The organism is Rhizobium sp. RHZ01, from assembly GCF_014851595.1.
Classification (GTDB): domain Bacteria; phylum Pseudomonadota; class Alphaproteobacteria; order Rhizobiales; family Rhizobiaceae; genus Rhizobium; species Rhizobium altiplani.
In genome coordinates this window covers 353446-379053 of record NZ_JACUZZ010000002.1, presented here as the reverse complement: position 1 = coordinate 379053, position 25608 = coordinate 353446, and the positions used below count along the sequence as shown (strand labels likewise).

Sequence of the window (25608 nt, the reverse complement as noted above, 5' to 3'; positions counted from 1 at the left end):
TTCACGGGCATCGCTATGCCCGCTTTCGAAGTCTCACCCGCGTCGCATGCCAGTGCCTGCTGGCTGCAGCCGCCCAAAACATCAAGAAGATCGCCATGGCGCTCACCAAGCCACCCAGACCAGCCATGGCATGAGGGCCAGAGGCCGCCAACTTCGCCCCGCCTCAGAACCCAACTAAAACAACCAACGTCCAAAAAACAAACCCGCCGAAAATATCGACGGGTTTGTCAGCAGTCTGAGGCCGGTTGCCCGGCCTTTCATTACGCGGCGTTGTCGACCGCCCATTTTCTGAGGATTTTCGCGGCGCGCTCCTCGTTGATCTCGACCATGCGCGCCAGTTTGCGTTCCGGGCCTTCCTTGACGCGACGATTGAAGTTGCCGTCGTCGTCGCCGAGGCTGAGCAGGTCCTCAGTGCTGTCGAAGCCGAAGTCCGAACCGAAGCCATCCATGAGCGCAGCACCGGTGCCCACGCCACCCGCCGGAGCGAAATCGGGAAGTTCGAGGCCGGCGCTTTCCGGCGACGTGTCGCCGATGACCGCGGCGCCGTTGCCGGTCACGCTGCGGATCATCGGGCGGACGCCCATCCAGACCACAAGGAAGGCAACTGCGACGAAAGCGAGCGAGTTGATGATGCCTGCGAGATTGCGGCTCAGCATATCCATGACACGGACGCCGCCGCCGGTTTCCTCGAGAAGCTGGTTCTCCAGGAAGTCCATGGCCGTAACGGTCACCATGTCGCCGCGATTGTTGTTGATGCCAGCGGCGGATGCCACGATCTTCTGCATCTCCGCGAGATAGGCATCGATCTTTGCCTGGTCCGCCGGCTCGCCGACCATCTGAGCAATGCGCCCCTTGTTAACGACGACTGCAACGGAGAGCTTTTCGATCTTGTAGCTGTTGCGCGTCGTGGCAGTGGTCTTGCTGTTGATCTCGTAGTTGGTCTGCTCTTCTTTCTTGTCGGACTTGTCTTGCGATTCGGGACCGTTGGGTCCGCCCGAGTCCGGTGCCGCCTGCGGGATGTTCTGCTCGACCGTCGTCGCGTTGTCGGACTGCTTCTGCAGCGACTGAGAGGCTTCCTTGGTCGTGCGGATCGAGCGCTCGACCTTCGATTCCGGATCGTAGACAGTTTCCTGGATCTGCTGGCTATCGGTATTCAATTCCGCGGTGACGCTGGAGCGGAAGTTATCCATGCCGAGGAAGGGCGCGAGTGCCTTGTCGATGTTGGTTTCAACTTCGCCCTGGACGTTCTGGACGATGTTCAGAGAACGGTTCAGCGAGCTGTTGCTGGCCTCGTCGCCCGAAGCGAGCAACTGGCCTGCGGAGTCGAGGATGGTAACATCGGCGACATCGAGGCCGGGAACGGCAGACGCAACAAGGTGGCGGATCGAAGTCGCCGCGGTGCGGCCGGCCGCGACACTTGCGCGAATCATGACGGAAGCGGTCGGCTTCTGTTCGGCTTTGCGGAAGTTGCCGACCTCGGGCATGACAATATGGACGCGTGCTGCCGTAATGCCGGAGATCGACTGGATCGTGCGGCCAATTTCACCTTCGAGCGCGCGAACCCGGGTGACTTCCTGCATGAACGACGTCAGGCCGAGAGAGCCCACGTTGTCAAAGAGTTCATAGCCGGCGTTGGCGCTGTTCGGGAGGCCGCGCTCGGCGAGCAGGAGACGCGCCTTGCCGGTCATACCGGCGGGAACTGTGATGCTGGAGCCATCCGTTCCGACCTGGAAACCGATATTTGCCTCGGCGAGCGCAATGCTGATCTGGTTCAGATCGGGCGTATCAAGCCCGACATAAAGCGTTTCCTGGGCCGGCTTATTGACCAAAAAGGCCGCCGCCAGGATGAGTACCACGGAAACGACACCCACGCCGGCCAACGCCAGCAAGCGATTCCGTCCTAGCGAACTGAAGTTCTTAAAAATTTGAACTAATTGATTTAACAGATTCATTCTGTTCTCGCACGACCATCCAGACAAAGCAGGCTTGTTGCCTCATGTGGACAATAGGTGCCGAAACTTGTGCGAACGTTTCGGAGGGTGCGAGCAGGCCGGATCAGAAGAAGTCGAAGTCTCCGGCTGCCTTCGCCAGCGGCTGAACACTGCTATAGCGCGCCGCCCCGCTCAGAGCGCGCTGCATTTCACTGAGCTTCACGAGGCTCAGGGCCGTTGCGACATCGACAGACCAGTCCTGCGGAATCTCGCCCGTGATGGTATCTATGAACTCGGCAAGACCGCGCGTCTTCTGCACGGCAAGATCAATTCCCTGCATCACCTTCATGCTTTCCGGCGAGTTCAGCAGTTCGCCGCCCCCGACGTCGAGGAGCTGTGGTTCGATGCGCTCGATCAGGTAAGCGACGTCGTGCAACTCCGCGACGATACGCATCAGGACATCAGGCAGGGCTTCGGCGGGCGACGGCTGCTCTGTCATGGCATTCACAGTCATTAGTAAGGTCCTTGCCCTCAGAAGAATTCGATGCTGTTTTCGACGGGTTTCTGCGGAGCGACCGGACGCTGCTCAAGCGCAACGGTTCTCTGCGTTTCCGCACCGGTGAGCGGATACTGCCGAGCGCGTCCCGAGACCGGCCAGTACTCGAGCTTGCGCCCGTGCTCCCCGCCGGTGCTGGAGCCGACGACCGGTATGCCTTCATCCTTCAGGAACTGCACCGCAAAGGCGGCGTTCTGTTCGCCGACATTCGAGAATGTCGAGATCGTCTTCGCCCCGCCGAAGATCTTGGCCTCCAGGCGGTCGCGACGCGCCCCTTGCTTCAGTAGACCGTTGATCAGCAATTCCATCAGGTGGACGCCATATCGCGTGGCGTCTGCGCCCGTCATCGGCATATTTCCTGTCCCTGGCAGAAGGAAGTGATTCATTCCTCCAACGCCTGCCACGGGATCTCGCAGGCATGCAGCCACACACGAGCCAAGGATGGTCGTCAGTACCGCGCTCGGATCATTCAGGACCTTCCATTCGCCCTGGATGATATGAACGCGGCGGGCCGCAACATCGAGGTTCATTTCAATGCTCCAAATACGGCCTCGATAGCCGCCTTCATCTTCTCGATCGTGAAGGGCTTGGCGAGAACGTTGTTGGCACCAAGCTGGGCCGCTTTCGTCACGAGTGCGCGGTCACCCTGCGCCGTCAGGATGATGAAGGCGGCTTTCTTCGTCGCCGGGTTGGCGCGAACAGCCTGCAGGAAGCCGAGGCCATCCATCTTCGGCATGTTGAAATCGGAGATGACAAGATGATGCGGCTGCTGGGTCATGATCTTCAAGCCCTGCTCACCATCGCCGGCGGCCGTAATCTGCTTGAAGCCGAGCTGGGTCAGAGCGTCGCTGAGCAGCAGACGGCTCGTGACCTGATCGTCGACGATCAGAACTTTGATTTTCTCTGCGATAGACATTAGTCAGTTCCTTCCTTTCGGGCGGCTGTCATTTTCAAAATTTCTTCGCCGATGGCATTGAGGGGCAGTTGCTGCTCGACGGCGCCGAGCTCGTAGGCAACCCTCGGCATGCCGTAGACCACTGAGGTCTTTTCGTTCTGGCCGAGCGTACGCGCGCCGGCGTGGCGCATCTTCAAGAGGCCGGCGGCACCGTCGCGTCCCATGCCGGTCAAGATCACACCGACCGCGTTGCGGCCTGCCAGTTCGGCAACCGAGTCAAACAGCACGTCGACGGATGGCCGGTGACCGTTCACCGGATCGCGTTCGATGAGGCGGCAGCATGGCGCATGGACGTTGGCAACCTGCAGGTGGCGCTCGCCGCCTGGTGCAAGATAGATTTTCCCGATCTCCAGGCGCGCACCGTCGGTCGCTTCCTGCACGACGGGCGCGCAAAGCCGGTTGAGGCGTTCCGCGAAGCTCTTGGTGAAGGTCGGCGGCATGTGCTGCGTGATAACCGTCGGCGGGCAGTTTGCCGGGAACTTCTGCAGCACCGCAATCAACGCCTCGACGCCGCCGGTCGACGAACCGATCGCGACGATCTTGCGGCCGACGCGGAAGTCAGCGACAGCAGGTGGCGGAGCAACCGGAGCCGGCTGAGCGTACTGGCGTCGCTGCGAGCGGGCGGCAGCCTTCACCTTCTCGGCAAGATCTCCAAAGGGACGCGCATCGCCCGGGAGCGGCTTGCCGACGCAGTCGAAAGCGCCGATCTCAAGCGCCGCCAGAGAGGCATCGGCGCCGCGATGGGTCAACGTCGAGACCATGATGACAGGCATCGGGCGGAGCCGCATGATCTTCTCGAGGAAGTCGAGACCGTTCATGTTCGGCATCTCGATATCGAGCGTTACGACATCAGGATTGAGCTTCTTGATCGCCTCGCGGGCCTCAAGCGCATCGCCTGCCTGACCGATGACGCTGACCTCGGGATCGGCGCTGAGAACAGCGGTAATCAGGCCGCGCATCGTGGCGGAGTCGTCGACGACGAGAACCTTGGCCGGTGCGCTCATGCCTTCCTCCCAACGCCCTTGGTCGTGTAGCGATAGGTGGTGATGCCGATATTGTCGAAGACATGCTTGGCGTCGCCGGAGACGCGTTCGGAATGGCCGATATAGAGATGGCCGCCCTCAGGCAGCAATTCGGCAAAGCGTGACCAGATCTTCATCTGCGTCGGCTCGTCGAAGTAGATCACCACATTCCGACAGAAGATGACGTCGAACTTGCCCTTGAACGGCCACTGCGCCATCAGGTTCAGCTCGTTGTAGGTGATCAGACGCTTGACGCGGTCGTCGACCTGGAACTTGCGCCGCCCCTGGACCTCGACCTCGCTGAACCACTGCTTGCGCATGGCGGGCGACACGGTTTCGAGCGCGCTCTCGTCATAGGCACCGGCACGGGCGATCGCCAGAATCTTCGGATCGATATCGGTCGCCAGGATCTTGAAATCGTAGTCGGCGACGTTGGGCATCATCGACAGGACGGTGAGCGCGATGGAATAGGGTTCCTGGCCATCCGACGAGGCAGCCGACCAGATACGAACCCGACCGCCCATCTTCGCGCGATGCAGCAGTTCTGGCAGCACATGGTCCCGAAGGTGCTCGAAGTGGTGGTTCTCGCGGAAGAAGCGCGTGAAGTTCGTCGTCAGATGCGACAGCATCTCGCGGCGCGGCGCCGCACCCGCCGGTGAAGAAACGAGCGCGCAATACTCCCGAAATCCGGAAAGGCCCAGATTCCGGATATGCTTCGACAGCCGCGAGTAGACCAGCGAGGCCTTGGTCTCGTTCAGGAAGATGCCTGCATCCGAGTAGATCATCGCAGCGATTTCCGTGAGGTCGCGGCGCGTCAGCGGGTACTCTCCGCTTGCCAACACCTCGTCAGGGTTTCCCTGCCGCATGTCTTTTGCACTCAGAACATTCATGCGGCTTCGCTTTCCGTTTCGGGGAAAATGGCTTCGAGCTCGAGCAGGCAGATCATGCGTTTGTCGATCGCCAGGATGCCGCGCGCGAACTGACGTTGCAGCTCAGATGCGATTTCCGGTGTCGGCTGCACATTGTCTTCAGTGACGGTCAGAATGTCGGACACGGCATCGACCAACAGACCGACGACCTTGCGGTGCACCTGCGCTACGATGATGACGTGTCGCACCGTCGGCACAGTCGCCGGCATGCCGAGGCGAGCCGACAGATCGATAATCGGCAGCACCGCACCGCGCAAATTGATGACGCCCTTCATATAGCCGGGCGAGTGCGGCATCGCCGTTGCCGGCGTCCATCCGCGGATCTCGCGCACCGACATGACATTCACGCAAAATTCCTGATCCCCGATGCGGAACGCGATCAATTCGCGGTCCCCATCCTTCAGACTTTTTACGGCATACGACATAGCTTACCCCACAGCTGCCAGCGACACTTCCTGCCTCAACGCTTGACCGCGGGAAGCTCCCACGACCGCGTCGACATCCAGGATGAGAGCCACGCGACCGTCGCCGAGGATGGTCGCCGCAGCGATACCCGGAACGTGCGTGTAGTTCGCCTCAAGGCTCTTGATGACGACCTGGCGCTGCCCCTGGATCGCATCGACCATGAGCGCGCGCTGACCGCCGCCTTCCGATTCGACGAGAAGAGCGACTCCTTCGACAGGATTAGCCTGCGTGGCACGGAAGTTCAGGATGCGACCGACATCGACCAGCGGGCAGAAGCTGTTACGGATCGAGATCAGGCGATGGTTTGCACCAAAGGAATGAATCGCGGCGGCTTCCGGTTGCAGCGTCTCAACGATCGCCGTCAACGGGACAACCAGCGTCTGGCCGGCAACCGTGACGACCATGCCGTCGAGAACGGCAAGGGTCAGCGGCAGGCTCATCGTGAAGACGGAGCCCTGCCCTGGCTTCGAGGTGATGTTGATGCGGCCGCCGAGCGCCTGAATCGAGCGCTTGACGACGTCCATGCCGACGCCGCGACCGGAAATGTCGGAAATCTTGTCGGCGGTGGAGAAGCCCGGCAAGAAGATCAGGTTGTCGATTTCTTCGTCGGTCAGGTTGGCGTCAGCCGGGATCAGCTCGTTGGCGATGGCCTTCTGCTTGACCTTCTCGCGGTTGATGCCGGCGCCGTCATCGGCGAGCTCGATCAGGATGCGGCCGGAGCGGTGCTTCGCCGTCAGGCGAACCGTGCCTTCGACGTTCTTGCCGGCGGCGGCGCGCTTTTCGGGCGTTTCGATACCGTGGTCAACGGCGTTGCGGATCATGTGCGTCAGCGGCTCGGCCAGCTTGTCGATGACCGTCTTGTCGACTTCGGTGTTTTCACCTTCGGTGATCAGGCGAATCGTCTTGCCCGTCATGTCGGCGATTTCGCGAACGATGCGCGACATGCGCTGGAAGACCGGCTTTACCGGCTGGGCGCGGATCGCCATGACCGAATCCTGGATCTCGCGGGTGAGCTGCTGCAGCTCCTCGAGGCCCATGTTGATGGATGACGTTCCGGTCGTGTCGTTTTCGATGACGCTCTGCGAAAGCATCGCCTGGTTGATGACGAGCTCGCCGACGAGGTTGATCAGGCGATCGACGCGGTCGAGATCGACGCGGATGGTCTGACCAGCGCCGGCAGCGGCGTTGTTCTGGGCGGCGACAGCTGCACTTGCGGCAGCGGCGGCAGCCGATTCCTTCTTCTCGACACGAGCAGCGGCGGCGGCCATCTGCGTGACGTTGGAAGCAGTCTCGGCGGCAGTAACTGCAGCGGCCACGTCGGCCTTCGGCTGCTCGGCCGGTGCCTCGGTCGCGCCATCATCGAGGAACGACAGGTCGAAGGGCACTGGGATCATCGGCAGTTCTTCGGCGTCGGGGGCAGTCACCTTTTCCTCGCCTGCGGTGATCTGCAGGTCGCAATCCCACTCGGCAAATTCGAAGACCGTGCGGATCGCATCTTCGCCCTTGTCTGTCTTGAGCGTGATGTTCCAATAGAAGTAGGCAGCTTCCGCATCGAGCTCGTCGAGACCCGGCAGCGCATCCATGTTGCAGTAGACGCTCATCTCGCCGAGGCGGGAGAGATCGCGCAGCAGCAAGGTCGCGTCGTTGCCTTTGGAATAGAGGTCCGAACGCGGCTTGAAGGTGATTTCGTAAGTCGGCAGATCGGAGCCGACCTCTTCCTCGCCGCTGAAATCGTCGAAGGAGAAGGGGATCGGCTGGAAGCCGCTGTCATCGGTCGGCTTGGGGGCCGGAGTGGCGGCGACAGGCGCTGGCTTAGCCACCGGAGCTTCCACGCCAGCGGACGGGGTAGGCAGCTCGCCGTTGGCGAGCGCTTCCAGTTCCTTCACCAGACCGCGGCTGCGGCTTTCATCGACGCTGCCGCCGTCGCGGGCGGCATTGGTCAGGTCGGCCAGCACGTCAGCCGACTTCAACATGACCTTCAGGACATCCTGTGTCGGCTCAAGCTTGTTGGAACGAACGCAATCAAGTGTGGTCTCGAAGACATGCGCGAAAGCGACGAGATCATCCAGACCGAAGGCGCCAGCGCCACCCTTGATCGAATGGACGGCACGGAACACCGCATTGACGGTTTCCGGATCGCGATCGCCATCATTCATTTTCAGAAGACCGGATTCCAGTTCGGCGAGCTGCTCCTCGCACTCCTGGAAGAAGATCTCTTTGATTTCGTTCATATCCATAGGAGAAAATCCTGGGTTTAAGCGGTTACACGCTCAATGGCATCGATCAGCTTGGCAGGGTCGAAAGGCTTGACGATCCAGCCGGTGGCGCCGGCCTGGCGCGCGCGGTTCTTCTTTTCCGCATCGCTTTCGGTCGTCAGGACCAGGATCGGGATCGCACGATACTTGTCGTTGCGGCGAACGCCCTCGATAAAGCCGAAACCGTCAAGGCGCGGCATGTTGATGTCGGTGACGATGACATCAGGATTGGATTCTTCCAGAACCTCGAGGCCCTCGACGCCGTCTTCAGCCTGGATCGTCTCGAAGCCCGCATTGTTGAGGGTCACGAGAAGCATGTTCCTTATGGTCCGTGAATCATCCACGGTAAGCACTTTTTTCTTCATTGCCGGATCTCCTTGGCGAGCAGATGGATATCGACACCAATCAGCTGCATGGTTTTCTGAAATGCGTCCGAAACCTTGCTGAACGTGAAGGCGAGCTTGTCCTGGTCCCAGGTCTTGGCGGCTGCCATCAGGACCTGCGCGCTCAGGGCTCCGACGCGTTCGACCGCGGACGCGTCGATGGCCAGATCATTGCCGCGCAACGAGACGAGCTTGTCGCGAAGCATGGTTGCTTCGTTCAGATCAAGCACCGCTGACAGGTTCAGCGTTTTCCCAGTTTTCCTTGCCGCCATCAGCTCTTCCTTGTCTCCTGGTTACTGCTCAACGTATGTGAGCGGCGCTCATATACCGGTCCGTTAGTAAGCAATCCGCCCTCCGGCCGAGGCGACCGGCTGCACAAATCCGAAGTCCTCGTCGTCAGCCACGACATCGGCGGTCCGCCTGATGCCGATCGCCGGGGAGAACACCGGCGGGGGGCGCGCGGGCTCGGCGTTCTGCCGGGCAATACGAAACTCGCGGATCGTTTGGCCGAGTTCGACGATGACACTGTGCAGGTAGTCGGCGCCTTCGGCTGAACGCGATGCGGAAGCCGCGTTATCGGTCATCTGGGCGCCGAGGCCCTTCACGTCAGCTGTCACGACATCGAGGTTCGCAGCGTGTTCGCTGGCCTGATTAGCGACCATCGCGATCGCCGTGTTGATCTCACTGACCTGGCGAACGATGCTGCCAATCGAATCCTGCGTACGTCCAACCATCTGGACGCCGGCATCCACCTGCGACTTGGTGGTGCTCACTAGCGTCTTTATCTCGCGCGCCGCGTCCGCCGAGCGTTGCGCTAGCGCACGTACTTCCTGCGCGACCACGGCAAAACCACGTCCGGAATCGCCGGCGCGCGCGGCTTCGATGCCAGCATTCAGCGCCAGCAGATTGGTTTGGAAAGCAATCTCGTCGATTGCGCCGATGATTTGTCCGATCCGCTCGGCAGACTGTTCGATATCCGCCATCGCAGCAATCGCGCGCCCGACAACCTGGCCGCTTTCTTCGGCCGCGGCGCGGGTCGTGGCCGCCGCCTGCTCGGCAGCCCGGCTACCCGCGGCGCCGTGGCGAACGCTTTCCGACAGATCGGCAAGCGCAGCTGCAGAGGAGAGCAACTGCTGGGCATGAACGGACGCGTTTCCGGCGAATTGCTTCGACGCATCGCCAAGCGTCTGGACGGAGGTTCCGGCAACCGCCGTCTTTTCGGCGATCGCCTGAAATTCGGCCTGGACGGCATCGAGCGCACCGTTGAGCGCCTGCGCGATATCCCGATGGGCGCCGTCTTCCTCGATGGTCGCACGAACCGTGAGGTCGCGCGTGGCAAGGCCATTGATAACATCGGCGAATACGCGTGCGACGTCCGCCTTGTCACTGGCGCGCTGATCGGCAAGCGCACGCTGCTGGGTGGCCCGCAAGGCATTGAAACGCAAGGATACGGCAATCTCGACGTCCACCATCACGAGGCGAATGATCGCCGACATGAGGTCGGAGATTTCCTTGGCCCGACGACGGCTGCTCGGCAGGAAGGAGCGACCGGCCAACTCGGTTGCGAGGCCGCCGATGATATGCTCGAGAACAACGCCATGACCCGCGACATGCCAGCGCGGGTCGAGACCCATCTTGCTTTCGGAATCAGACAGAACCTTCACACGCTCGGCATAAAGGCTGTCAAAGCGCGCATCGGTCAGAACATCCCAGTGGGAGGCCTGCAGGTCGTGGAGGCGCTCGACCTGACGTTCGCTCTCGAAATTCCGCGCCGCGTCTGGAAACGATTGAAAACGCTGAAAAAGGTCACGCAGACCGGCGGTCAGATGCTGCTGAAGGTCGAGACGGTGGCGCCGGACCAAATCACAGTGTTCGGCGTCGAGACCGGCAAAGCGCAGCCTCTCACGCAAGCTGCCTGCCTGCGCTCCTCGAGCCTGATCTGATGGCATTTCCTGCCCCAACACCTGTCCCCAACCACATGCCGGGCGCTTGCCCGTCATTAAACTATTGCTCCGCGCAGCGTGCACGCTGCTGATTGGTGGCTTGCCTCGGCTGCAGCCGGCGGCGTGAAGCCTCCCGATCAGTCGATTCTGCTTCGGAGCTGCTTGATGAGATGGATTCCGGATCGACCGGTACGGCGGTGCGGCGTCATGCCTGGTGGGAACGAGTAAGTTTTCCCATTCCGACGTGTCATGCAATGTTTATGGTTAATTCCTTGCCTGAAGGTTAATGCGTATTTTATGAATGTCGACTTTCCAGCAGGCCCCAATAACCATCTATGAATTACTGGGCTTGCGTTGCGGCGCTGCTACAGTCCTAGGCAAGCTTTGTGGTATATGCCCAGAAATAACCGTGACATGACGTCAGAAGGATTGGGCAATGATTGTTTTCGGATTGGGGTCGTGCGTTCTTTCGATCGCTGTTCTCGCAGCCGTTGCGCTGCTTGACCGTATCGAAGCGACCCGCAGTCAGGTTGCCCTGCGCGTCCTTTAAAATTCCACAACCAGATTGTAACGAGTGGTCAAACGCACCGGCATGCCGGTGCGTTAATCTTTGGCTTTACTGCGGTAGTTGAGTTCAGCGGGAATTGCATTCATGTCTGCCAGACTTGGTCTCCTCATCGTTCTTGCCGTGACGCTCTGGCGAGTCATCACCCTCCATTTCGACACGACCGATCTGTTCGTCGACGAGGCGCAATACTGGTTCTGGTCGCAGAATCTCGATTTCGGCTACTACTCGAAGCCGCCGATGATCGCCTGGGTCATTCGAGCCATGACGGAGCTTGCAGGATCGACGTCGATCTACTGGATCAGGGTGAGCGGACCGCTGATCTACATGGCGACCGCGATCATGCTGATGAAGACGGCCAACCGCTTTGTCGGACCGAGGATTGAAGGGTGGACCGGCGCGACCTTCATCACCCTGCCCGGCGTTGCCCTGTCATCTGTGTTCTTCTCGACCGATGTCGTGCTTCTCTTTTTCCTGACGATGGCACTATGGGCCTATTTCGGCCTGACCGAGAAGCGTTCCGTCGGCCTCTCCATCCTCATGGGATTTGCCGTCGGCTGCGCCTTCCTCTCGAAATACGCGATCCTCTTTGTCGTTCCCGGCGGGTTGATCGCGCTCATTCTGCTTCCGAGCGCACGCATCGCCTGGCGCGATTTTTTCACAGCCGTCATCGTTGCGCTTGTCGTTGCTGCGCCAAATCTCTGGTGGAATCTTGCCCATGACGGAACAACGGTCCGTCACACCACCAACATCGCGCATTGGAGCAAGCTCGGCGTCAATGTGGCCGGCGGCCTGGAATTCTTCGCGGCGCAATTCGGCGTCGTCGGGCCGATCGTATTCTCCGCGATGCTCTGGGCCGTTGTCCGCGCACTCAAGGGCAAGAGCGAGCCTAGGGAAAAGCTGCTGATCTGGCTGTCTATCCCTGTCGTTGTGCTGATCACCTTCCAGGCGCTGGTGGCCAAGGCTTATGCCAACTGGGGCGTGACGGCCTATATCGCGGGAACGATCCTTGCCGTGTGGTTGCTTGACCGCCTCTGGCCCAAGGGCCTGCGCCTGTCGCTTGCCATAAATGGCACGGCGAGTTTTCTGTTTCCTCTTGCCGCGATCTTTGCGCACCAGCTGGTGCTGCCGAACGGCAGCGAGATCATGAAGCGCTATCTCGGCCGTAGCGCGATCAGCCGCGAGGCTGGCGAGCTGGCGCGGCAGTCCGGCACCTCGATCATTGTCAGCGACAGCCGCGATCTCCTGGCGGACATGTTCCACACGCTGAGGAACGATCCTGTCCGTATCTACGCGCAGCCGCCCGTCGACGCGCCTGACAACTATTACGAGCAGACCTTTGCGCTGCCGAGCGACGTTGCAGACGACGTGCTTTTTGTGACGACACACCCGGTCGAGTGCGCTCAAACGCCTGAGCTGGTCCGCAGCTGGCAGCCGACGGAAGGCTACTACCGCGGCAAGACTATCTTTTCCTACAGGATTTCGCCGGCCTGCCTGACCGGCAAATAGGACCTCACTTCGGGGTAGACGGGAGGCCAAGGCATGTTCCCGTCCCCTCCACCTCCACAAACACGACGCCCCCTCGCTCGAAGGCGAGACGCAACTGCGCCTCGGTTGCACGATGGATATCGTGATGCTTTCCTTCGTAGTCACGGATGGTGCTGCGCGACACGGCGGCCTGTTCCGCGAGGTCGAGCTGCGTCCAGCCAAGCAATCCGCGAGCGGCCCGGCACAATGCCGGGGTCAGAATTGTTTCCTTTGCGCCTTGACCCATAATGTCAAACCACCCATATTGGTTGATATAGGCCATATATGTCATGTTTTAAACGGGATTTCCAGTTCGGGAGAGAATGATGCCGCACGATACGCCTTTGATTTCGACAATCGTCGGAGGCCTCGTGCTTGCGTTCATTCTCGGCACGCTCGCCCACAGGCTCCGAATGCCGCCTCTGGTCGGCTATCTCGTCGCAGGCGTTCTCGCCGGCCCGCATACGCCGGGCTTTGTTGCCGACCAAAGCCTTGCGCCTGAACTGGCCGAGATCGGCGTCATCCTGCTGATGTTCGGCGTCGGACTGCACTTCTCCCTGAAAGACCTCCTCTCCGTTCGCGGCATTGCGGTACCCGGCGCCATCGTGCAGATTGGATTTGCCACGCTACTCGGCTGGGGACTGGGGGCGCTCATGGGATGGCCGACGGGAGGGAGCCTTGTCTTCGGACTCGCTCTTTCCGTCGCTTCGACAGTCGTCCTCTTGAAGGCACTGCAGGAGCGACGGCTGATCGATAGCGATCGCGGCAGGATCGCGGTCGGTTGGTTGATCGTCGAGGACCTCGCAATGGTCCTGGCGCTCGTTCTGATCCCGGCAGCCGCCAGCATCGGCGGTGGAGAGCATGCGACGGCAGAGCCGCTTTCAGCCGCGATCAGCCGGCTCCTCGGCCTCGACCTTGGCATGGGCGGCATCATCGTCATGACCCTGGTCAAGGTCGTGATATTCGTCGGGGTGATGCTGGTTTTCGGGGGCCGCCTCATTCCCTGGACGATGCACCGCATCGCGCACACTGGATCCCGCGAACTGTTCCGCCTCGGCGTGCTTGCGATCGCGCTCGGCGTTGCCTTCGGTGCCTCGAAGCTGTTTGGCGTGTCGCTGGCGCTCGGCGCCTTCTTTGCCGGCATGGTTCTGGCCGAGAGCGAACTCAGCCAGCGCGCCGCCCAGGAAAGCTTGCCGCTCCGCGATGCCTTCACGGTCCTCTTCTTCGTCTCGGTCGGCATGCTGTTCGATCCGAACATCCTGATCGATAAACCGCTGCCAGTGTTGGCCACCGTTCTCATTATCGTGGTCGGCAAGTCGATCGCCGCCTTCCTGATCGTACGACTGTTCCGCAAACCTGTCGGCACGGCGCTGACGATTTCGGCGAGCCTTGGGCAGATCGGCGAATTCTCCTTCATCCTGGCCGCACTCGGCGTCTCGCTCGGTCTGCTGCCCGAGGAGGGGCGCGACCTCATCCTTGCCGGCGCGCTGATCTCGATCATCCTCAACCCTCTGCTGTTCTACGCCTGCGATCGGTTGCGCCGCGTGCTGGAGCGGACAAAGCGCGAAGAGCCGATAGCGACGAATGTGCCAGAGCCGGCTAAAGAGCCCGAGCCAGAGGAAGAGGAGAACAGGCAGCCGACGGCGCTTCGCGGGCATGCAATCATTGTCGGTTACGGCCGTGTCGGCAGCATCGTCGGTCAAAACCTCAAATCATCGGGCACGCCCTTCCTTGTCATCGAGGACTCGAGCAACCGCATCGGCGAACTGCGGGATCAGGGGATCGAAGCGATCAGCGGCAATGCCGCCTCGCGCGAGCTGCTCGACCTCGCAAACATCGCCGGCGCCCGCAGTCTCGTCATCGCCATCCCCAACGCATTCGAGGCGTGCAGGGTTGCCGACCAAGGGCGCACCATCAACCCTTCGCTCCTGATCGTCGCCCGCGCGCATTCCGACGCCGAAGTGGATGAATTGCTGGAGTACGGTGCAGACACTGTTATCATGGGCGAACGCGAAATCGCCATGGGCATGGTTGACCGGCTCGCCCAAGTGCATCATGACAGTGTGCGCTATGAAGATGAGGCCGACACTGCTACAATTGCAGTCGAGGACACGCCTTCTCCCGATAAAGAATGAGAGACTTTTGCGCCGTTGAGCCGGTACGAGGTTGAAAATCCAGATGATCACGAGATGAGGCTCGACGCACGCCGCATGGGCAGTCGTGTTGCGATCTCGCTGGTCATTGCCGTCTTCGCCTATCTTGGCCTTCTGTTCGGCGGCAATCTGGTCATCGTCCCCAGCCGCGGTGCGAACTCGGTCTCCTCGTCCGCCAAGGACGGCCAGCCGCTGCAGCTGAGCGCTCGCGATACCGTACGCGGCATTTTGACCGCCGAGCGCAAGGCGGCTCCCAAACATGTCCCTTACGACCCCGGCGCAGCAGCCATTGGCGCGACGCCTGATATCGAGCTCCGCCTTGGCGGTGAGCAGCCCCTCGCAACCTTCCATCCCGCGCTTCGCGCCGCCGATGCGAGGGCTTACGACTCGCACGGCCCGCCTGCGGCCTCGGCATGAATGCGCGCCGGTCCGGCGCTTTCCATTGCTTTTAAGACACGCCGCCAGCGCGAGGAGCGCAGGCTCAAGCGTTATCAAGGATAAACAACAACATGCGTAATTCACCATGGCTGGTGTTCACCTATACGGTGATCATTCTCCTCGGCATTCTGATCGCTCTGCCGAACGCACTGCCGCAATCCACCCTCGCGCGTCTGCCCTCGTGGCTGCCGCATAACCAGGTTTCGCTCGGTCTCGACCTTCGCGGGGGCTCGCACCTCGTTCTCGAAGTTGACGAAGCGGACCTGACCCGCGAGCGCCTGCAGTCGCTCCTGCAGGATGCCCGCCGCGTCCTTCGCGAGAAGAACATCCAGACGAAATCAGTCGTTCGCAATCAGAACCAGATCGTCGTGACCCTGACGGATACGGCACAGACGGACGATGCGGTCACACAGCTGAAGACGCTCGGCAATGCGATTGCCACCGGCCTCAGCGCCGGCCAGTCCGATCTCTCGGTTACGACCAGCGGCAGCAATATCCTCGTCGCCTTCTCGCCGGCCGGCATTGCAGCCAATGTCGATTCCGCGGTCCAGCAGAGCCTTGAAGTCATTCGCCAGCGCGTCGACCAGGTCGGCGTCGCCGAACCGACGATCCAGCGCATCGGCGGAAACCGCGTGCTCGTGCAGCTCCCGGGCGCACAGGACCCGTCTCGCCTTCGCCAGCTTCTCGGCTCGACCGCGAAGATGTCCTTCCACATGCTTTCTCCGAACAACGCTCCGGGACCGGGCGTGACGATGCTGAAGGATGAGCAGGGCAACAGCTTTGCAGTTCTCGACCGCGTCGAGATTTCGGGTGACCGTCTTTCGGATGCGCGCGTCAGCTTCGATCCGAATACGCATGAGCCCGTCGTCAGCTTCCGCTTCGACAGCGCCGGCGCAACCCGATTCGCCGACATCACCCGTCAGAACGTCGGCAATCCGTTCGCCATCGTTCTCGACGACAAGGTGCTGAGCGCACCTGTCATCCGCGAACCGATCACCGGCGGCTCCGGCCAGATTTCGGGCAACTTCTCGGCTGACAGCGCAACAACGCTCGCCGCCATGCTGCGCGCCGGCGCCCTGCCTGCCAAGCTGACCGTCATCGAAGAACGCACCGTCGGTGCCGACCTCGGCGCGGACGCTATCCGCATGGGTATCTATTCGGGTCTCGTCGGCTTCGCGCTTGTCGCAGCCTTCATTTTCATCCTGTATGGCACGTGGGGCTTCCTCGCGAACTTCGCGCTGCTCATCCACACGATCCTGACCTTCTCGGCCCTGACGCTTGTCGGAGCAACGCTGACGCTGCCAGGTATCGCGGGTGTCGTCCTCGGTATCGGTCTTGCGGTCGACGCGAACGTTCTCATCAACGAGCGCATCCGCGAAGAGACGCGCAAGGGCAAGAGCGCGTTCGCTGCCATCGATACCGGCTTCCGCCGCGCTTATTCGACGATTATCGACGGCAACATGACGGCGCTGATCGCAGCGGCCATCCTGTTCTGGTTCGGCACCGGCCCGGTCCGCGGCTTCGCTGTGACCATGGCGCTTGGCCTGATCATCTCGATGTTCACGTCTGTCGCCTTTGTTCGCGTCACGATGATCGAGATCACACGCCGTCGTAAGCTGAAGGTCCTGAACATCAAGCCGATGATCCCGATGATGTTCAACCCTTACGGCCGCCATATCCAGTTCATGAAGGCTCGCTTCTTCGGCGTGACGGTCTCGGCGCTTCTGTCGATCGCCTCGGTCGTCCTCTTCATCCATCCGGGTCTCAACTACGGCGTCGACTTCCGCGGCGGGATCCAGATGTCGGTCAAGACGCAGGAGGCCGCCGATCTCGGCCGCTTCCGCGAAGGCTTGAACAGCCTTGGCCTCGGCGAAGTCTCCCTCCAGACCTACGGCGACAACAACACCATGGCGGTGCGTGCGCAGCGTCAGGAAGGTGGGGAAGAAGCCCAGACGGCAGCCGTTGAAAAGCTGAAGGCCGAGATCGTCAAGATCGACCCGTCGGCAACCGTTACCGGCACCGATGTCATCGGTCCGAAGGTCAGCGGCGAGCTCGCCTGGGCCGGCATTCTGTCGGTCGTCATCGCAAGCTTGGCGATGCTTTTCTACATCTGGTATCGCTTCGAATGGCCATTCGCTGTCGGCGCTATCGTCACGCTTATCCTCGACGTGACAAAGGCGATCGGTTTCTTCGCGCTGACCGGCCTCGACTTCAACCTGACAGCCATCGCAGCCATCCTGACGCTCGTCGGCTATTCGGTGAACGACAAGGTCGTGGTCTATGACCGCATGCGTGAAAACATGCGCCTCTACAAGTCGATGCCGCTGCGCGAGATCATCGACCGGTCGATCAACGAGACGCTCGCACGAAGCCTCTACACCAACGCGACGGCGTTTCTTGCCTTGCTGCCGATGGCGATCTGGGGCGGCAGCGCGGTCTCAAGCTTCGCGATCCCGATGGTCTTCGGCATTCTCGTTGCCGGCGCGTCGTCGGTCTTCATCGCAGCACCGATCCTGCTCTTCCTCGGCGACTGGCGTCGTCGCCACGGCAAGGCCATTGCTGCGGCCGAGCCCGAAGCAGAAATCATCCCTCCGGAAGAGGGCCAGCCGCGCAAGACCGCCGGCTGAGTGCTAGTGAGATGAAACGAAATGAGGGCGCCGGTTGCGGAACCGGCGCCCTCTTTCTATTCTCGCCCGACTGGGAGGTTCTGCAGCATGTCGTCCGAGCAACCGATTGAATCGACTGAAAACGAGGAGCGCATTCGGCGCTTCCTGGCAATCGCCTCGCACGATCTGCAATCGCCGCCGCGAGACATCGCGATGTACGCGGAAATCCTGCTCGACGACTTGGCCGGCAAGCTTGACGGCGACCAGTTGAAGAGCCGGGCCTGGTACCGACCCCACCTATCAGGACAAGATCTTCGACGCCTTCTGGAAGCTGCCGCAGGCAGGGCGACCCGCCGGCGCGGGGCTTGGCCTCACGGCCGCGCGAGCAAAACCTGCGCGCGCTCGATGGCAGCATCCACCTGCATGCTCAAGCCGCCGACCCTTCAGCAATTCCGCGAAGTGTTGGACGGACTGGACAGTTTGAATTTGCAGGCGCGTGGAGATAGCTTAGTTCTTTATGCGGAACCTTCGAGGCAAACCCCAATTATAACGGCATGACGTTTATACTTGCACTAATGCTGGCGATGGCGACGCCTCCCAATCCATCCGGACTGTATTCAATGGTATCTGGCATCCATCACGTGACCCTCCTGACCCGAAAGGTGCAGGCAAACGTGGATTTCTACGCGGGTTTTCTCGGCATGCGGCTGGTCAAGCAGACCGCCGGATTCGAAGACGCCACGCAGCTTCATCTCTTCTACGGGGACGGCGTTGGCAGCCCCGGCTCGTTGGTGACCTTCCTTGTATGGGAAGACGGTTCACCCGGCCGCGTCGGCCACAGCCAGATCGGTGAGCTGTCGCTTGCGATCGATCCATCGAGCATCGGCTATTGGCTCACCCGCTGCATGAGTTTCGGACTTCGCTCTGAAGGCCCGGCCGATGAGTTTGGCGAACCTGTGCTGCGGCTGAAGGACCCCGACAATATCATCGTCAAGCTCGCCGGCGCCCGTGATCTGAAGTCGCCCGCTACCTGGGACGGCGCGGGCGTTCCGGTCGAACACGCCATTCAGCGGGTACGCGGCGTCACCATGCTCACCGAGAAACCGGCCGAAAGCCGTGACTTCGCGGAGCGTCATTTCGGCTACCGCTTCCAGGAAACGCGCGGCAATATCGACCGGCTTGTCTCGGAATCGGGCGATATTGTCGACATCAGGAATGCCCAGGGATTTTGGTCCGGCGCGCCCGGTACCGGGACGGCCGATCACGTCGCCTTCCGCGCCGTAGACGAGAAGCAACTTCACAAGGTGCACGATGCCCTGAAGGAAAGCGGCGCGTCGGCGACGAACCTGCACGATCGCAAGTATTTCGAATCGCTCTATGCCCGCGAGCCAGGCGGCACACTGATCGAATTGGCGACAGACAAGCCCGGCATGATGGTGGACGAGCCGCGGGCCACGCTCGGCACCAAGCTTTTCGTTCCCAAGGACCCAATCACCGATCTCAAGGATCTGAAGGTCGTACTGCCGCAATTTTCGATGCCCGGCGAGCCCCGCATCAACTACCGCGACCTGCCCTTCGTGCACCGCTTTTATACGCCGCCGGATCCTGACGGCAGCGTCTTCGTGCTGTTGCACGGCTCAGGCGGCAACGAAACGACGTTGATGCCCCTGCTGCACGAGGCTGCCCCGCGTGCCACGCTGCTTGGCGTGCGCGGACGGGCGACGGAGGAAGGCATTCCGCGCTGGTACAAGCGCATCACGCCGTTCTCCTTCGACCAGGACGATATCAAGAACGAAGCCGAGGCCTTTGCCGCCTTCATCGAGGGAGCCGTATCGTCCTACGGCCTGGATCCGAAGAAGATCGTCTATGTCGGCTATTCCAACGGCGCGAACCTGCTCAACTCGCTCCTCTATCTGCATCCGAATTTGGTGCACAAAGCTGTGCTGTTGCGCTCCATGCCGGTCCTGAAGGATTATCCGCACGCCGATCTCAAAGGCACGGATCTCTTGGTCATCAGCGGCAAGACGGATGCTTACGGCAAATATGCCAGCGACCTCGAAACCCGGCTGAAACAATCGGGAGCGACCGTCGACTCTGATGTCATCGCCGGCGGACACGATCTCGGCGACGCTGATGTTTCGATCATCCAGAAATGGCTGGCACAGCAGATCAACTAGCTCGGAAGGGCTTTTTCGCAGGGGCGGCACCGGCCCTGCGTTCCCCTGCATTCATGCACCGACGCGCGCGGACACGCCTGCAATTCCGTCCTTTTGCGGCGTTCGGAAGCAACGTTTCAAAGCAAAGACAAACAAGCCTTCACAAACTCGCGCTTGACGATAGCGAACAAAGGTCTGCTGTTCCCGACGGTTGTACCTTTCTGCTTCGTGCTAAACGTCAACAATGAACGCCACTGCGCAAAGGCCCTCGGTTATTTGTTATTCATGAAGACGTGCCCGTCTCTTTTCCAGAAATTGAAAGCAATGCCATGACTGTTTGCAACACTTATACGGTGTAAATATATTTCGACGCTGCTGTATTTTTTTATACAATATACGTCGACATCTTTACATATCTTTTCTCAATTTGATCATACTATATATTTTTGAAACTAGAATTATGAATTTCTACGAATTATTTCCACTTACATTATCCCCAGAATTCAGCATTTATCTTTTAAATCTATATTTAGATTGTCTTAAGCGATACAGAAGGCAAGAAATTACCACATTCGTCTGCGAACTGCTCCAACTGTTCTATTTTGCTGCAGCGCAAAATGCTCCTTGCCGAAGCGGGGTCCCAGCCCTATCCTCGCCTCGACATCGATCGCAGAAGGGGAATTTGCATGCCTCCTCGGCCCGTGGACATCAGCCTGATCATCTCGTCGAGAAATCGGGCCTATGGACTAACGAACTGCCTGGATGCCGTTTCTATTGCCGCCCGCCAGGCAGACTATCTGAGACTTGAACTGGTCTTCGTGGACAATGGCTCCACGGACGAGACGTCGGACGTCGTCCGCCAATGGGCGTCGACCGCGCCGATCAAGACCAACTTGATCTATGAAGCGAAACCCGGCCTCGCCGTCGCCCGCAACACGGGCCTCAACGCCGCGAGAGGCCGTGTCCTCGCCTTTACCGACGACGACTGCGAGATTTTCCCCGACTATTTCAGCACGCTCGCAGCGCTTTTCAGCTCGGATACCGAGATGGTCATGCGCGGCGGGCGGATCGAGCTCGGCGACACACGCGACCTGCCGGTCACGATCAAGCCCGAGATGGAACCTGCGGTATTGAGCAGCGAGCTGCATGCCGGCGGCTTCATTCATGGCGCGAACATGGCGTTTCCCCATGGGCTGGTCGAGAAGATCGGCTTTTTCGATACTCGCTTCGGGGCGGGCTCCCCTTTCCGCTCCGGTGAGGACACCGACTACGTGCACCGCGCCTTCAATGCCGGCGTGCGTGTCGAATATCTGCCGGATTTTGCCGTCAAACACTTCCATGGACGGCGTGAACTCGCGGATATCAAGCGTCTCCAGACCGGCTACGCCTTCGGCAACGGAGCGCTGTACGCCAAATATCTCTTCGATCGCCGCTCGAACATGCGCGGCATGCTGCGCTGGGAAATCCGCCAGGCGCTCATGGAGGCCATCGGGCGCCGAAAACTCAACGAGGAACTTGGCCTGACCTACCGCAGCCAGCTTCGTGACAACCTGACCGGCATGCTCGCCTACTGGCGAGGGCCGAAGGCAAAGCAGCCCGCCTGAGGTTTCGCTTCGCCGCCAACAGAATCAACGCGCGACTCTTCGCGAGCCAAATTCGATTGGATAATGCATGGCCGATACGGCAATTGCGCACGCCGAGCTTAAGAAGAAAACCGCACTTTCCGTCCTCTGGTCGGTCATTCGCGTGGCCTGGAGCACAATCGCGACCTTCGTGATCTTCGTCATCCTCGCACGCATTCTCGGGCCCGGCGACTTCGGTACCTTCGCGCTTGCGAGCCTCTTCGTGGAAATCGGCCGCGTGCTTGCCTATGCAGGCCTCGGCGATGCGGTCACGCGCCAGCTTGATCTCGACGAGGAGCTTGCCGATACCGCCTTCTGGGCGACGATCGCCTTCAGCGCCATCGTTGCCTCGCTGGTGTTCTTCTTCGCGCCCTACTACGGCGATCTGGTGCGCGATCCATCGGTTTCAGGCATTCTGCGCTGGCTGGCACCACTGCTTCCGATTTCGTCGCTGGCCGTCATCCACAATGCGCGCCTTGCCCGTGAATTCGGCCACAAGAGCCTCGCCGGGCAGGCAATCGCCGCCAGCCTGCTCTCAGGCATCACCGCCGTCGTCTGCGCCTTTCTCGGCTGGGGCGTCTGGGCGCTCGTTGCGCAGACCGCGGTCAACGCCGCCGTGACCGTGCTCCTCGGCTGGTTCTACTATCCCTGGATGCCGAAGTTTCGCTTCAATGTCCCGATGTTCCGGTCCGTTTTCCTCTTCAGCATCAGCCTTGTCGTGACCCAGCTGATGTGGATGCTGCTCGCCCGCGTGCAGGATATCTTCATTTCGCGCTGGTTCGGCCCGGTCGAAGTCGGCCGCTATCGCATTGCCTGGCGGCTGATCGAGCTGATCGGCCAAGCGGTGCTGGCCCCGATCGGCAGCGTATCGCTCGTCACGCTGTCGCGCCTGCAGAACGACCACACGGCCTTCCGCAACGCCTACAACAAGATCGTCGGTGCAGCCGCGCTCGGAACCATCCCGCTGCTGCTCGGCTTCGGCGCCCTGTCGAACGACATGATCGCGCTGCTCTTCGGCAACAAGTGGGGCAATGCCGGCGATATCGCCACCGTCCTCGTGCTGATGGCGGTTCCCTTCGTCACGAACTTCTTTGCCTCGTCGGCGCTCTCGGCTGTCAACCGGGCGGAATCGATCCTCTCCGTCGCCGCCCTGCAGCTCGTGACGACGCTGATCCTCACCTGGCTGCTCGTCCCCTACGGCGTTGTCGCCGTTGCTGCGGGCTATACGCTGCGTGCCTGGCTGACGATGCCCTATCAGCAATATGTGCTTCAGCGATACGCGCATATCGACGCCAAAAGCACGCTGAAGGCCGTCGCCCTACCCTTCTGCGGCGCGACACTGATGGCCGTCTGCGTGTGGTTCGCGCATCCGGTCATCGTAGAGCACATTCAGAACCGCTGGCTCGCGCTTGGCCTTAGCATCGGCCTGGGCGGACTGATTTACCTGGCGTTCCTGCCGATCTTCGGCCGCTCGGTCATCCGCCCTTACATCGCGCTTGCCATGTCCCTCAACCCATTCCGCAAACAGGCCGAAGCCTAGCCGCTTGCATGGACCCGAGTGTCCGTAAACAAGGAGCATTTCATGGAATCCAATATTACGATCATCAACCGCCTGCAGGGCGTGATCGCCAATTGCCTTTCCGACCTCTTTGATCCGTCCGAGCGTTATGCGCTTCTCGACTTCCCGAACCACTACAATATCGGCGACAGCGCCATCTGGCTCGGCGAGCTTGCCTATTTCGACAAGAAACGTACGCGCCCGACCTACGTGACCGAGATCCCGACCTATGATGAAGACCGGATGCTCGGCGCGATCAGCAGCGGTCGCATTTTCCTGCACGGCGGCGGCAATTTCGGTGACATCTGGGCCGGCTACCGCCAGTTCCGCGAAGGCCTGCTCGACAAGCACAAGGGCCGCCCGATCGTCCAGATGCCGCAGACGATCCATTTCAAGGAGCAGGCAAATGTCGACAGCACCGCGCGTGCGATCGAGCGCCACGGTCAGTTCACGCTTCTCGTTCGCGACCAGCGAAGCCTGGAATTTGCCCAGCGCTGGTTCCAGTGCGAAACGCGGCTTTGCCCGGACATGGCCTTCTGCATCGGTCCGGTCACTCGACCGACGCCGCAGCACGAGCTGCTGCTCAATCTGCGTGAGGACCAGGAAGTCGGCACCGCACAGGACCTGACGGCAGCAACCTTGCGTCCGGGTACCGTGAAATCGGACTGGCCCGACGAGCCTGCCGATTTCCAGCGCCAGACGAAGCACGCCGCGATCCTGAAGGGCCTTCTGACCGGCCGTATCGGTGGCCGCGCGCGGATGACGGAGCTTGCCTATCGCGAACGGGCGCAGCAGCGTTTCGACCGTGGCGTCGCCCTGCTGAGCTCGGCGCGCCAGGTCATCACCGATCGCATGCACGGGCATATCATGTGCGTGCTCTTGGGCGCCGATCACTGTGTTCTCGACAACAGCTACGGCAAGACGAGCAGCTTCATCGAGGCCTGGGGCACCTGCAACAGCGACAAGGCGGAGCTTGCCTCAACGGTCGACGAGGCGCTCGCCATCCTCGATGCGCGTCGCGTCGCCGCTGCGGCCGCCGCCTGATTTGAGATCAGCCTCGCCGGGCAACCAGAATCCCGGCGAGCACCACTGCCCCGCCGACCGCCTGCATCGGGCCGATCGGTTCGCTGAGCAGAACCCAGGCGAGGATTGCCGCCACGACCGGCTGCAGCAGCAGCGTCAGTGAGGAGAAGGCGGCCGGCAGATAGGCGAGCGAATAGGCAATCGCCACCTGCCCGCCCGCGTGGCTGACGAAGGCAAGACCGAAGACGATCGCCCAGCCATAGGCCGTCGGCGGTAGCATGTGGCCTTCGTAGAAGAAGCCGATCGGGAAGATGCAGACAGCAGCCGACGCCGTGCTCCAGAGCATGATGCGGACCGTATCGAACCGGCTGCGCAGCTTGCCGATTGCCAGGATGTAGCCGGCATAGAACACGGCTGCGATGACCGCGACGCCATCGCCGCTGAGGTCGCCATTGCCAAGCGCCGCAGGACCGCCCTTCAGGACAACCACGCCAGCAAGCGCCAATACCAGCCCGAGAACGAAGACGCGGGTAACGACTGCGCCGAAAAACAGAAGCCCGATCACCGTGACAAAGACGGGAGCCAGATTGGCAAGCAGCGTCGCATTGGCCACCGACGTCATGGTGATGGAGAGGTGCCAGGCCGCGAGATCCATGGCGAGCAGGACACCCGGCACGACCAGCAGGGCATAGTCGGATAGCTTTTCAGGCTTCGAGCCCGCATCCTTGCCCTTCGCAAGCGAGAATATGAAGATCGGGATCAGCGCCAGGGCGACGCGCCAGAAGGCCGTCGCCATCGGCCCGACTTCCGACAGCCGCACGAAGATCGGCGAGCCGCCGATCGCCGCGCCGCCGAGGATCAGGGCGGCGAGGGGAAAACGGTTGGATGCGGGGGTTTCTGCGACGGTGGAAGCGGCCTGCGACATTAGCTCTCGATGCGTTCTGACCGCCTGACGACCGGCGGCGAGCAACGGACCTATCAGAAGCGATGGTGTCGTGATAGCCGAGGAGCGACAGGGGCAGGCAAAAATCTCATTGCCCGCCGATGCGAATTTGCAGCACCGAGCCTATCAGCCGGAAATGACGGCCGAGAATTCAGGCGCCCCGCGAATTGTGTTGCTGACCGTGCAGATTTCTTCCGCCGCATGGGCGATCTTCAGGCGCGTCTCTTCATCGAGGTCGCCCTTGATCGAGAAGGCGATGTTGAATGTCTGGACACGCGACGGGCCTTCGCTTGCCTTCTCGCCAGTAACGTCGGCCGTGATCTCCGTGATCCGGTCGAGCATGCCCATCTGGCTTGCGGCAATGCGCGCGCTCAGGACCAGGCAGGCTGACAGCGACGCATAGAGGAGGTCGAGCGGATTGAAGCCAGGTTGCGAGGCGCCGGTGACGATATCGAGCTCACCCTTGGTGGCCGAGGTGACATGTGGAAAGCCGGTGCGACCAAGAACGGCGGTTGCTCCAACGGGACGGGGACGAGCCTTGAGATCGGCGGCCATGAGAAAATCCTTTGGTGATGACA

General features: G+C 61.0%; 23 protein-coding genes. 9 read left to right on the top strand and 14 right to left on the bottom strand.

Annotated elements, in window-relative coordinates:
• Positions 1 to 260: 260 nt before the first annotated feature.
• The 11 genes from fliF to IB248_RS04615 form a co-directional block, all read right to left on the bottom strand.
• Positions 261 to 1952 (bottom strand): flagellar basal-body MS-ring/collar protein FliF, encoded by a 1692-nt coding sequence (gene fliF, locus IB248_RS04665; RefSeq protein WP_169681175.1) that lies wholly within the window; start codon positions 1950 to 1952, stop codon positions 261 to 263.
• Positions 1953 to 2055: 103 nt separating this feature from the next.
• Positions 2056 to 2445, bottom strand: a complete 390-nt coding sequence (locus IB248_RS04660; RefSeq protein ID WP_062369605.1) for a hypothetical protein — start codon at positions 2443 to 2445, stop codon at positions 2056 to 2058.
• Positions 2446 to 2462: 17 nt separating this feature from the next.
• A complete protein-coding gene (gene cheD, locus IB248_RS04655; RefSeq protein ID WP_018117031.1) occupies positions 2463 to 3017 on the bottom strand; it encodes a chemoreceptor glutamine deamidase CheD in 555 nt (184 codons plus the stop codon).
• Positions 3014 to 3403, bottom strand: coding sequence for a response regulator (locus IB248_RS04650; protein WP_007530058.1), 390 nt, complete (start codon positions 3401 to 3403; stop codon positions 3014 to 3016). Before IB248_RS04650 ends, cheD begins: the two co-directional genes overlap by 4 nt.
• Positions 3403 to 4446 carry a protein-glutamate O-methylesterase CheB gene (cheB, locus tag IB248_RS04645; RefSeq protein ID WP_025660316.1) on the bottom strand — a complete coding sequence of 348 codons (1044 nt, stop codon included), beginning with the start codon at positions 4444 to 4446 and terminating at the stop codon, positions 3403 to 3405. The genes IB248_RS04650 and cheB overlap by 1 nt, the downstream gene beginning before the upstream one ends.
• The gene (gene cheR, locus IB248_RS04640) at positions 4443 to 5354 is read right to left on the bottom strand and encodes a protein-glutamate O-methyltransferase CheR (RefSeq protein WP_018859704.1); all 912 of its coding nucleotides are present in this window, start codon (positions 5352 to 5354) and stop codon (positions 4443 to 4445) included. Before cheR ends, cheB begins: the two co-directional genes overlap by 4 nt.
• Positions 5351 to 5818, bottom strand: coding sequence for a chemotaxis protein CheW (locus IB248_RS04635; RefSeq protein ID WP_192240397.1), 468 nt, complete (start codon positions 5816 to 5818; stop codon positions 5351 to 5353). The genes cheR and IB248_RS04635 overlap by 4 nt, the downstream gene beginning before the upstream one ends.
• A 3-nt stretch (positions 5819 to 5821) precedes the next feature.
• A complete protein-coding gene (locus IB248_RS04630; protein ID WP_192240396.1) occupies positions 5822 to 8095 on the bottom strand; it encodes a chemotaxis protein CheA in 2274 nt (757 codons plus the stop codon).
• Between the two features lie 17 nt (positions 8096 to 8112).
• A complete protein-coding gene (gene cheY1 / locus IB248_RS04625; RefSeq protein ID WP_007530053.1) occupies positions 8113 to 8478 on the bottom strand; it encodes a chemotaxis response regulator CheY1 in 366 nt (121 codons plus the stop codon).
• A complete protein-coding gene (locus tag IB248_RS04620; protein ID WP_018859706.1) occupies positions 8475 to 8768 on the bottom strand; it encodes an STAS domain-containing protein in 294 nt (97 codons plus the stop codon). The genes cheY1 and IB248_RS04620 overlap by 4 nt, the downstream gene beginning before the upstream one ends.
• A gap of 63 nt (positions 8769 to 8831) precedes the next feature.
• Positions 8832 to 10445, bottom strand: coding sequence for a globin-coupled sensor protein (locus IB248_RS04615; RefSeq protein WP_192240395.1), 1614 nt, complete (start codon positions 10443 to 10445; stop codon positions 8832 to 8834).
• Positions 10446 to 11091: 646 nt separating this feature from the next.
• Here IB248_RS04615 and IB248_RS04610 point away from each other — a divergent pair.
• The gene (locus IB248_RS04610; protein WP_192240394.1) at positions 11092 to 12513 is read left to right on the top strand and encodes a glycosyltransferase family 39 protein; all 1422 of its coding nucleotides are present in this window, start codon (positions 11092 to 11094) and stop codon (positions 12511 to 12513) included.
• A gap of 4 nt (positions 12514 to 12517) precedes the next feature.
• Here the strand turns inward: IB248_RS04610 and IB248_RS04605 are convergent, their stop codons facing one another.
• On the bottom strand, positions 12518 to 12823 hold the full coding sequence (locus IB248_RS04605) for a helix-turn-helix domain-containing protein (RefSeq protein ID WP_018859710.1): 306 nt from the start codon (positions 12821 to 12823) through the stop codon (positions 12518 to 12520).
• 34 nt (positions 12824 to 12857) lie between these two features.
• Between IB248_RS04605 and ybaL the strand changes: the two genes are divergently transcribed.
• From ybaL to IB248_RS04565, 8 genes are all read left to right on the top strand, one after another.
• Complete coding sequence (gene ybaL, locus IB248_RS04600) at positions 12858 to 14666, top strand: YbaL family putative K(+) efflux transporter (RefSeq protein WP_025660319.1); 1809 nt, start codon at positions 12858 to 12860, stop codon at positions 14664 to 14666.
• A 54-nt stretch (positions 14667 to 14720) separates the two neighbouring features.
• On the top strand, positions 14721 to 15101 hold the full coding sequence (locus IB248_RS04595; protein WP_025660320.1) for a hypothetical protein: 381 nt from the start codon (positions 14721 to 14723) through the stop codon (positions 15099 to 15101).
• Positions 15102 to 15193: 92 nt separating this feature from the next.
• Positions 15194 to 17749 (top strand): protein translocase subunit SecD, encoded by a 2556-nt coding sequence (gene secD / locus IB248_RS04590; protein WP_169681171.1) that lies wholly within the window; start codon positions 15194 to 15196, stop codon positions 17747 to 17749.
• 87 nt (positions 17750 to 17836) lie between these two features.
• Complete coding sequence (locus tag IB248_RS04585) at positions 17837 to 18286, top strand: hypothetical protein (protein WP_169681166.1); 450 nt, start codon at positions 17837 to 17839, stop codon at positions 18284 to 18286.
• Positions 18283 to 19905, top strand: a complete 1623-nt coding sequence (locus tag IB248_RS04580; protein WP_025660323.1) for a VOC family protein — start codon at positions 18283 to 18285, stop codon at positions 19903 to 19905. The genes IB248_RS04585 and IB248_RS04580 overlap by 4 nt, the downstream gene beginning before the upstream one ends.
• Positions 19906 to 20570: 665 nt before the next feature.
• Positions 20571 to 21488: a glycosyltransferase family 2 protein gene (locus IB248_RS04575; RefSeq protein WP_192240393.1), complete on the top strand. Its 918-nt coding sequence runs from the start codon at positions 20571 to 20573 to the stop codon at positions 21486 to 21488.
• 67 nt (positions 21489 to 21555) lie between these two features.
• Positions 21556 to 23046, top strand: coding sequence for a lipopolysaccharide biosynthesis protein (locus IB248_RS04570; RefSeq protein WP_018859717.1), 1491 nt, complete (start codon positions 21556 to 21558; stop codon positions 23044 to 23046).
• Positions 23047 to 23088: 42 nt separating this feature from the next.
• The gene (locus IB248_RS04565; protein ID WP_192240392.1) at positions 23089 to 24108 is read left to right on the top strand and encodes a polysaccharide pyruvyl transferase family protein; all 1020 of its coding nucleotides are present in this window, start codon (positions 23089 to 23091) and stop codon (positions 24106 to 24108) included.
• Positions 24109 to 24115: 7 nt separating this feature from the next.
• Here the strand turns inward: IB248_RS04565 and IB248_RS04560 are convergent, their stop codons facing one another.
• Positions 24116 to 25012 (bottom strand): DMT family transporter, encoded by an 897-nt coding sequence (locus tag IB248_RS04560; RefSeq protein WP_192240391.1) that lies wholly within the window; start codon positions 25010 to 25012, stop codon positions 24116 to 24118.
• A 144-nt stretch (positions 25013 to 25156) separates the two neighbouring features.
• Positions 25157 to 25585 carry an OsmC family protein gene (locus tag IB248_RS04555; RefSeq protein ID WP_018859720.1) on the bottom strand — a complete coding sequence of 143 codons (429 nt, stop codon included), beginning with the start codon at positions 25583 to 25585 and terminating at the stop codon, positions 25157 to 25159.
• Positions 25586 to 25608: the final 23 nt, after the last annotated feature.